At 72.5% G+C, this 7,403-nt stretch carries 7 protein-coding genes; 3 read left to right on the top strand and 4 right to left on the bottom strand.

The annotated features are described in order from the left end of the window. Positions 1–960: MFS transporter (locus G3I40_RS08255; protein WP_164301504.1), on the top strand; the 960-nt coding region annotated here is incomplete at its 5' end. A gap of 424 nt (positions 961–1,384) precedes the next feature. Here G3I40_RS08255 and G3I40_RS08250 read toward each other — a convergent pair. From G3I40_RS08250 to G3I40_RS08235, 4 genes are read right to left on the bottom strand one after another with little or no spacing between them, the layout of a single operon-like run. Continuing rightward, positions 1,385–2,017: a response regulator transcription factor gene (locus tag G3I40_RS08250; protein ID WP_164301508.1), complete on the bottom strand. Its 633-nt coding sequence runs from the start codon at positions 2,015–2,017 to the stop codon at positions 1,385–1,387. A gap of 47 nt (positions 2,018–2,064) precedes the next feature. After that, positions 2,065–3,324: a sensor histidine kinase gene (locus G3I40_RS08245; protein WP_164301503.1), complete on the bottom strand. Its 1,260-nt coding sequence runs from the start codon at positions 3,322–3,324 to the stop codon at positions 2,065–2,067. Between the two features lie 17 nt (positions 3,325–3,341). Beyond that, positions 3,342–4,058, bottom strand: coding sequence for an ABC transporter permease (locus G3I40_RS08240; protein WP_164301507.1), 717 nt, complete (start codon positions 4,056–4,058; stop codon positions 3,342–3,344). Next, positions 4,058–4,966 carry an ABC transporter ATP-binding protein gene (locus tag G3I40_RS08235; protein ID WP_203643670.1) on the bottom strand — a complete coding sequence of 303 codons (909 nt, stop codon included), beginning with the start codon at positions 4,964–4,966 and terminating at the stop codon, positions 4,058–4,060. The genes G3I40_RS08240 and G3I40_RS08235 overlap by 1 nt, the downstream gene beginning before the upstream one ends. Before the next feature lie 274 nt (positions 4,967–5,240). Between G3I40_RS08235 and G3I40_RS08230 the strand changes: the two genes are divergently transcribed. Both G3I40_RS08230 and G3I40_RS08225 read left to right on the top strand, forming a co-directional pair. After that, positions 5,241–6,095 carry a MaoC/PaaZ C-terminal domain-containing protein gene (locus G3I40_RS08230; RefSeq protein WP_164301505.1) on the top strand — a complete coding sequence of 285 codons (855 nt, stop codon included), beginning with the start codon at positions 5,241–5,243 and terminating at the stop codon, positions 6,093–6,095. A 26-nt stretch (positions 6,096–6,121) separates the two neighbouring features. Further along, positions 6,122–7,198, top strand: coding sequence for a Zn-dependent alcohol dehydrogenase (locus tag G3I40_RS08225; RefSeq protein WP_164301502.1), 1,077 nt, complete (start codon positions 6,122–6,124; stop codon positions 7,196–7,198). Positions 7,199–7,403: the final 205 nt, after the last annotated feature.

Raw genomic sequence — 7,403 nt, 5'->3', positions numbered from 1 at the left:
GCGGCCGGCGGTCTCGTCGGCGGCGTCCTGACGGAGGGCCTGAACTGGCGCTGGGTGCTGTTGATCAACGTTCCCCTCGGCGCCGTCGTCCTCGCGGCCGCCGCCCGCTGGATCAAGGAGTCCCGCGCGGGCGGCGAACGCCGGCTCGACCTGCCCGGCGCGCTGCTCGTGACGGCGGGCACGGCGACCCTCGCCTACGCCATCGTGCAGACCGAGGCACAGGGCTGGGGCGCCGCCTCGACGCTGGTGCCGCTCGCCGTCGCGCTGGCGCTGATCGCGGGATTCCTCGTGGTCGAGGCCCGTACGCGGCTGCCGCTGATGCCGCTCGCGCTGTTCAAGGTGCGCGCGGTGGCCGCGGCCAACGCGGCGATGTTCGTCTGCGGCATGGGCAGCTTCGCCATGTGGTTCTTCATGACCCTGTACGCGCAGAACGTGCTCGGCTACACCCCCATCGAGGCCGGCCTGGCCCTCGTGCCCAGCTCGCTCGCGGTGGTCGCGGGCTCGAAGTTCGCACCACGCCTGATGCCGAGGTTCGGCCCGCGGAACGTGGCGGTCGCCGGTGTGTTCGTCACCGCCGCCGGCTTCGCCTGGCAGTCCACGATGACGTCCGACGGCTCGTACGTCACGACGATCATGCTGCCCGGGATCGTGATGATGGCCGGGGCCGGTTTCGCGATGACACCGCTCGCGTCGCTGGCGACGTCGGGTGCCGCGCCGGGTGACGCGGGCCTGGTGTCCGGTCTGATCAACACGTCCCGGACGCTCGGCGGCTCACTGGGACTGGCGATCCTCTCCACCGTCGCGGCAAGCCGCTCCGCAGGTTCGGCGGCCCCCGCCTCGCTGACCCGGGGCTACGCGGCGGCGTTCCTCTGCGGCGCGGGCATCTTGGTGGTGGCCGTAGTGGTGCTACTGACATGGATGCCCCGCCATCACACCACGACGGACACCCCCCACACCTGACCCACCTCCGGACGCACAGACGAAGCACCGCCCCTTGAGGGGCGCGGGGAACGGCGCGAGAACCCCCACCGTACGTGCAGACAAAGAACCGCCCCGTCAGGGGCGCGGGGAACGGCGCGAGAACCCCCACCGTACGTGCAGACAAAGAACCGCCCCGTCAGGGGCGCGGGGAACGGCGCGAGACCCCCCACCGGACGCGCAGACGAAACTGCGACCGGGGGCCGCCGAAGGCAGGCCCTACAGGGGCGCGGGGAACTGCGCGACCAGCCACGACGCACCCGCACAGGCAACCGGCCCCGCAGAGCGACAACGCCCCGCACAGGCAACCGGCCCCGCAGAGCGACAACGCCCCGCACAGGCAACCGGCCCCGCAGAGCGACAACGCCCCGCACAGACCACCGCCCAACCCCCGGACGGGCCGACGCTAGAGCCACCCCTGCTGCCGAGCGGAGCGCATCGCCTCCATGCGATTACGCGTACCCGTCTTACCGATCGCGGACGACAGGTAATTACGAACCGTCGACTCCGACAGATGCAACTTCGCCGCGATGTCCGACACCGTCGCCCCGTCCGCCGAGGCCCGCAGCGCATCCGCCTCCCGCGACGTCAGGGGGCTCGGCCCCGCCGACAGCGCCGCCGCGGCGAGCGTCGGGTCGACGACCGTCTCGCCGCGCAGCACCTTGCGGATCGACTCGGCGAGGTCCTCGACGGGCCCGTCCTTGACCAGGAACCCGGCGGCCCCGGCCTCCATCGCCCGCCGCAGGTACCCGGGCCGCCCGAAGGTGGTGAGGATCAGCACCCGGCAGTCGGGCACCTGGTCGCGCAGCTCGGCGGCGGCGTCCAGACCGCTGCGGCCGGGCAGTTCGATGTCGAGGAGCGCGACGTCGGGACGGCACTCCAGGGCCTTGTCGACGATGACGTCGCCGGCCGCGACCTGCGCCACGACCTCCAGGTCCTCCTCGAGCCCGAGCAGCAGCGCGAGCGCACCCCGCATCATTCCCTGGTCCTCGGCGAGCAGGACCCGCACGCTCTTGGCCGGACGGTGGTCCTGAGGCATCTCTGTCACGGGGGAGACATTACGTGCCCGGACCGCGCCCGGCCTCCTCAGACGCTCTCCGCGAGTGCCGCGTCCGGCGCCGACTCCCGCGCCCCGCCGGGAAGTTCGGCCCGCACGGTGAATCCGCCGCGCGCGCCCGGCGCCGCCTCCAGGGAGCCGCCCGCCGTCGCGAGGCGCTCGGTGAGGCCCTTGAGGCCGGTGCCGCCGATGCCGGGGTCCACCACCGCGGCCGCGCCCAGGCCGTCGTCCGAGACCCGCAGCCGCACCCGCTCGCCGGTGCCGTCCACGGTGATGGTGCAGGTGGTCGCCGAGCTGTAGCGCACCGCGTTGGTGACCGCTTCCCGCACGACCCAGCCGAGCAGCGCCTCCGTCTGTGCGGACAGCGGCGGTCCCGACTGGCGGACGACCGGTTCGATGCCGGCGGCGGTCAGCGCCGAGCGCGCCCGGTCCAGTTCGGTGGCGAGCGAACCCTCGCGGTAGCCGGTGACGGCCTCCCGGATCTCGGTGAGCGCCTGGCGCCCGACCGCCTCGATGTCGGTGACCTGCTCCAGGGCCGCCTCCATGCTGCGCGGCGCGAGCCGCCGCGCCGCTTCCGACTTCACCACGATCACCGACAGCGTGTGGCCGAGCAGGTCGTGCAGGTCGCGGGAGAAGCGCAGGCGTTCCTTCTCGACCGCCTGGCGTGCCAACTCCTCGCGGGCGTCGCGCAGTTCACGTACCGCCTCGGACAGGGAGAGGATCGCGGCGGTCACCATCGTGGACAGGAACGTGCCGTAGAACACGCTCACCGCGTCCCAGCCCTCGCGCAGCGCGCCGACGGCTCCGCCGAGGACGCTGAGGCCGATCCCCACCTTGCCGATGTTGCGTCCCCGGGTGATCGCGCCGACGGCGAGGCCGAGCAGCGGGAAGAACGCCAGCCAGTTGCCGCCGTACCCCCCGGCGAGTCCACAGGTGAGCAGCGTCATCAGGACCAGCGCGACCGCGGTGGAGCGCGCCTCCCGCTTCTCCTTGTCGAACGCCCGGAACACCACGTAGATGTAGAGGGAGTTGAAGGTCAGCAGGGCGAGGCCGCCGACCCAGGGGTTGGGGGTCTGGCCGTTGACGAGGTTCGAGAAGGCGCCCAGGCCCATCAGCAGCCACGGCAGCATCGCGAAGCCGGAGGGCGGCGGTCCGAGCTGCTCGGGGCGGGGATCGTTTTTCCCGCACGCCTTGCGCGCCGCCTTCATGCGCTCCTTCTCGGTCTTCCACTCGTCCCGCGCCACCTGCCACGACCGCCAGTACCCCACGGCCCGCTTCCTCCACGACATGCCCGATTTCCCCGTTCTCAGATGGTCCGCGCTGCCCTGCGGTACGAGACCACAGCGTACGAACCGAAGGCCAGCAGCCAGCACAGGAGCACGGTGAGCGCCGTCAGGGAGGGGGCGTGCCCGTCGGCGACCGCCGTGCCGAGCTGCGCGAAGCGGTTGGTGGGGGTGAAGGAGGAGACCGTCTGCAGCCAGCCGGGGAACAGCGCCACCGGGAACCACAGGCCGCCGAGGACGGCGAGCCCCAGGTAGGACAGCATGTTGATGCCGCCCATCGCCTGGGAGGTCATCCGGTAGCCGTTGCCCAGGCCGAGCATGGTGAAGGGCAGGGAGCCCAGCCACAGCAGCAGGGCGATGGCCGGCCACTTCCACGCGTCCATCCGTACGCCGTTGACGAGGGCGCCGGCCAGCAGCACCACCGTGATCGCGGGCAGCACGGTCACCGCCCCCGTCAGGGCCCGCCCGAGCACGCCCTGGCGCGGGGTCATCGGGGTGATCCGCAGCTGGCGCAGCCAGCCGATCGCCCGGTCCTCGGCGACGCCGCCCGCCGTGTTCAGGGCCGCGCCGAGGGCTCCGTACGCGGCCATGCCGATCATCGACGCCGTCTGCCAACTCCCGCCATCGGTACCGAGGTTGGTGAAGAGCAGGTACATCATCATGGGCATCGCGACCGTGCCGATCACGAACCGCCCGTCGCGCAGCGTGCGCCGCACTTCGAGCCGCAGGTAGTCCCACATCACACACGCTCCAGGTCGCGGGGGTCCGCGGTCAGTGCCATGAAGGCGTCGTCGAGGGAGGCCGGCTGGACCTCCAGGTTCCGTACGGCCTTCAGGGCGGCCAGCGCCATCACCGTGGCGTCCGAGTCGTCCGTGCGCAGCCGCGCCCGGTCGCCGCGGATCTCCAGGGAGAGCACCCCCGGCAGCATCGCGAGCCCCTCGGAGCCGTGTCCGGCGAGGTCGAAGGAGACCAGGCTGCCGCCCCCGGCCCGGCGCAGTTCCTCGCCACTGCCGTCGGCGACGACCCGGCCGCGGTCGATCACCACGATCCGGTCGGCGTTGGCGTCGGCCTCCTCCAGGTAGTGCGTGGAGAACAGCACCGTGTGGCCGCGCCGGGTGAAGGCCCGCATCGACGCCCAGAACGCGTGCCGCGCCTCGACGTCGAGCGCGGCGGTCGGCTCGTCGAGGACGATCAGCGACGGGTTCCCGGCCAGCGCCACGGCGAACCGCACGCGCTGCGTCTGCCCGCCGGACAGCTTGTCGACCCGCCGCCCGGCCAGCTCCTCGATCCCGGCGAGCCGCAGCGCCTCCGTCACGTCCATCGGCGCGGGGTAGCGCCCGGCGACGAAGCCGACCAGCTCGGCGACGGTGACCCGGGGCACGGCCCGCCCCTCCTGCAGCATGGCGCCGACCCGGCCCGCCCGCACCGAGAACTCCGGCGTGGCGCCGAACAGCTCGACGCGCCCCTCGTCCGGCTCGTCCAGGCCGAGCAGCAGCGCGATGGTGGTGGACTTCCCGGCGCCGTTGCGGCCGAGCAGCGCCACGGTCTCGCCGGGCGTGATCTCCAGGTCGAGCCCGTCGACCGCCCGTACGTCCCCGAACGTCTTGACGGCCCCCGTGAAGGACACCGCCGCTGCCTGTGTCGTCATGTCCGTGACGCTACGCACGCGGGGACGGCCCCGGCAGAGGCGCAGTGTCCGGACCTTGGCAGTACAAATGTCACGGTGGCTCCGCGAGGCAGTTTCTGACGTGGCGTCAGAAAGGCGGATCCTGACCCTTCCCAAGCCAACTGCTCTTGGCTATACATGGGGTCGCCGGGTGAATTGGAACAGGTTCTACCCGGCCCGCGACGACCTCGGTGCGGCCGACGGTGCGGACGGCCGCACCGAGGTCTTGACCAGCCAGTCTGAGGAGCCCCTGCCCATGCCGATCGACGCCGCGAAGGCACTGGCCGCCGAACCCAGGACCGCCGAGATCACCTGGGACCACAAGGACATCCAGCTCTACCACCTGGGTCTCGGTGCGGGCCTGCCCGCGACCGACCCGGACGAGCTGCGCTACACCCTGGAGTCGAAGCTGCACGTCCTGCCCAGCTTCGCCACCGTCGCCGGCGCCGGGATGGCGATGATGGGCGGCCTCGCCGCCCCCGGCATCGACGTGAACCTGGCGCACGTGCTGCACGGCGGCCAGACCATCCAGCTGCACCGCCCCATCCCCGTCAAGGGCGCGGCGCGCACCACGGCCAAGGTGGCGGCGGTCCACGACAAGACCAAGGCCGCCGTCGTCGTCCTGCGCACCGAAGTCGTCGACGACGACGGCCCGTTGTGGACCAGCGACGCCTCGATCTTCATCCGCGGCGAGGGCGGGTTCGGCGGCGAGCGCGGCCCCTCCGACCGCCTGGAGGTGCCCGCCCGTGAGCCCGACCGCACCGTCGACCGCCCCATCCGCGAGGACCAGGCCCTGCTCTACCGCCTGTCCGGCGACTGGAACCCGCTGCACGCCGACCCGGAGTTCGCCAAGCTGGCCGGCTTCGACAAGCCGATCCTGCACGGCCTGTGCAGTTACGGCATGACGCTCAAGGCGGTGGTGGACACGGTCCTCGGCGGTGACGTCTCCCGCGTCACCCGCTACACCACCCGCTTCGCCGGCACCGTGCTGCCCGGCGAGACGCTGCGCATCCGCATGTGGCAGGAGCCGAACCGGGTGCAGGTCACGGTGGCGGCCGTCGAGCGCGACGAGGCCCCCGTCCTGGCGGACACCGTCATCGACCACAGCTGACATCTCACGCAAAGGAGCCGCACCCCATGCGAGCAGCCGTACTGCAGGAGACGGGCCAGGACAAACTCGAGGTGCTCGACGACGTCGAGGCGGTCGGCTTCGGCCCGGGCAAGGTGCGCATCCGGGTGCGGGCGACGGGCCTGTGCCACTCCGACATCTCCGCGATGAACGGCGTACTGCCGCAGCCCGCCCCGTTCGTCCCCGGCCACGAGGGCGCCGGCGAGATCCTCGAAGTCGGCGACGGCGTACCGCATTTGACGCCAGGTCAGCGCGTCCTGGTGAGCTGGCTGCCCGCCTGCGGCCACTGCGCCGCCTGCAAGCGCGGCCAGACCCAGCTCTGCCTCGCCGGGTTCATGAACGCGGGCACCCCCAACTTCCGGCGCCCCGCCGGCGACGTCTTCGGCTTCGCCGGCACCGGCACGTTCGCCGAGGAGGTCGTGGTCGACGCGGGCTGCGCCGTGCCGATCCCCGACGACGTCCCGTTCGACGTCGCCGCGCTCATCGGCTGCGGCGTGACGACGGGCCTCGGCGCGGCCCTCAACACCGCGGACGTGCGGGCCGGTTCCTCGGTCGCGGTCATCGGCTGCGGCGGCGTCGGCATCTCGGCGATCCAGGGCGCCCGGCTCAAGGGCGCGGCGCAGATCGTGGCGGTCGACCCGGTGGCCTCCCGGCGCGAGGCGGCCCTGCGGTTCGGCGCGACCCGGGCGGTCGCGCCGGACGAACTCGCCGACGCCAAGCAGCAGCTCACCGCGAACGAGGGCTTCGACTACGTCTTCGAGGTCGTCGGCAAGTCGGCCACCACCCGCACGGCGTACGAGACCACGCGGCGCGGCGGCACGCTCGTCGTCGTCGGCGCGGGCGCCACGGACGACTTCCTCCAACTCAACATGTTCGAGCTGTTCTTCGACGAGAAGCGGATCCTGCCGTCGATGTACGGCGGCGGCGACGTCCGGCAGTCCTACGAGCGCGCCATCGCGCTGTGGCGGGCGGGCCGCATCGACCTGGAGTCGCTCATCACCCACCGCGTGCCCCTGGCGGAGATCAACGAGGCCCTGGACCAGATGAGGACGGGCTCCGCCCTGCGGACGTGCATCGAGATATAGCCCCCCCGGGGCGCGGGGCCATGCCCCCTGCGGCGCCGCCGCGCGAGCGCGACCGGCCACGGCGGCGTCGCCCGCGTCACCGCATCAGCAACCGGCAACGGCGAGAGGAAACCGCAACATGTCAACGCCGCTCAAGGGCCGCACGGCGATCGTGACCGGCGCAGGCCGCGGCCTGGGCCGGGCCGAAGCCCTCGAACTGGCCCGG

The organism is Streptomyces sp. SID14478 (genome assembly GCF_010548525.1).
Taxonomy (GTDB): Bacteria; Actinomycetota; Actinomycetes; order Streptomycetales; family Streptomycetaceae; genus Streptomyces.
The sequence above is the reverse complement of the archived record's forward strand: the minus strand, read 5'-3'. Positions and strand labels throughout refer to the sequence as shown.

Bases quoted from the DNA above. Each gene is read 5' to 3' on its own strand.
- G3I40_RS08240 (WP_164301507.1), bottom strand. From the start codon at position 4,058: ATGTGGGACTACCTGCGGCTCGAAGTGCGGCGCACGCTGCGCGACGGG.
- G3I40_RS08235 (WP_203643670.1), bottom strand. From the start codon at position 4,966: ATGACGACACAGGCAGCGGCGGTGTCCTTCACGGGGGCCGTCAAGACG.
- G3I40_RS08225 (WP_164301502.1), top strand. From the start codon at position 6,122: ATGCGAGCAGCCGTACTGCAGGAGACGGGCCAGGACAAACTCGAGGTG.
- G3I40_RS08250 (WP_164301508.1), bottom strand. From the start codon at position 2,017: ATGCCTCAGGACCACCGTCCGGCCAAGAGCGTGCGGGTCCTGCTCGCC.
- G3I40_RS08245 (WP_164301503.1), bottom strand. From the start codon at position 3,324: ATGTCGTGGAGGAAGCGGGCCGTGGGGTACTGGCGGTCGTGGCAGGTG.
- G3I40_RS08230 (WP_164301505.1), top strand. From the start codon at position 5,241: ATGCCGATCGACGCCGCGAAGGCACTGGCCGCCGAACCCAGGACCGCC.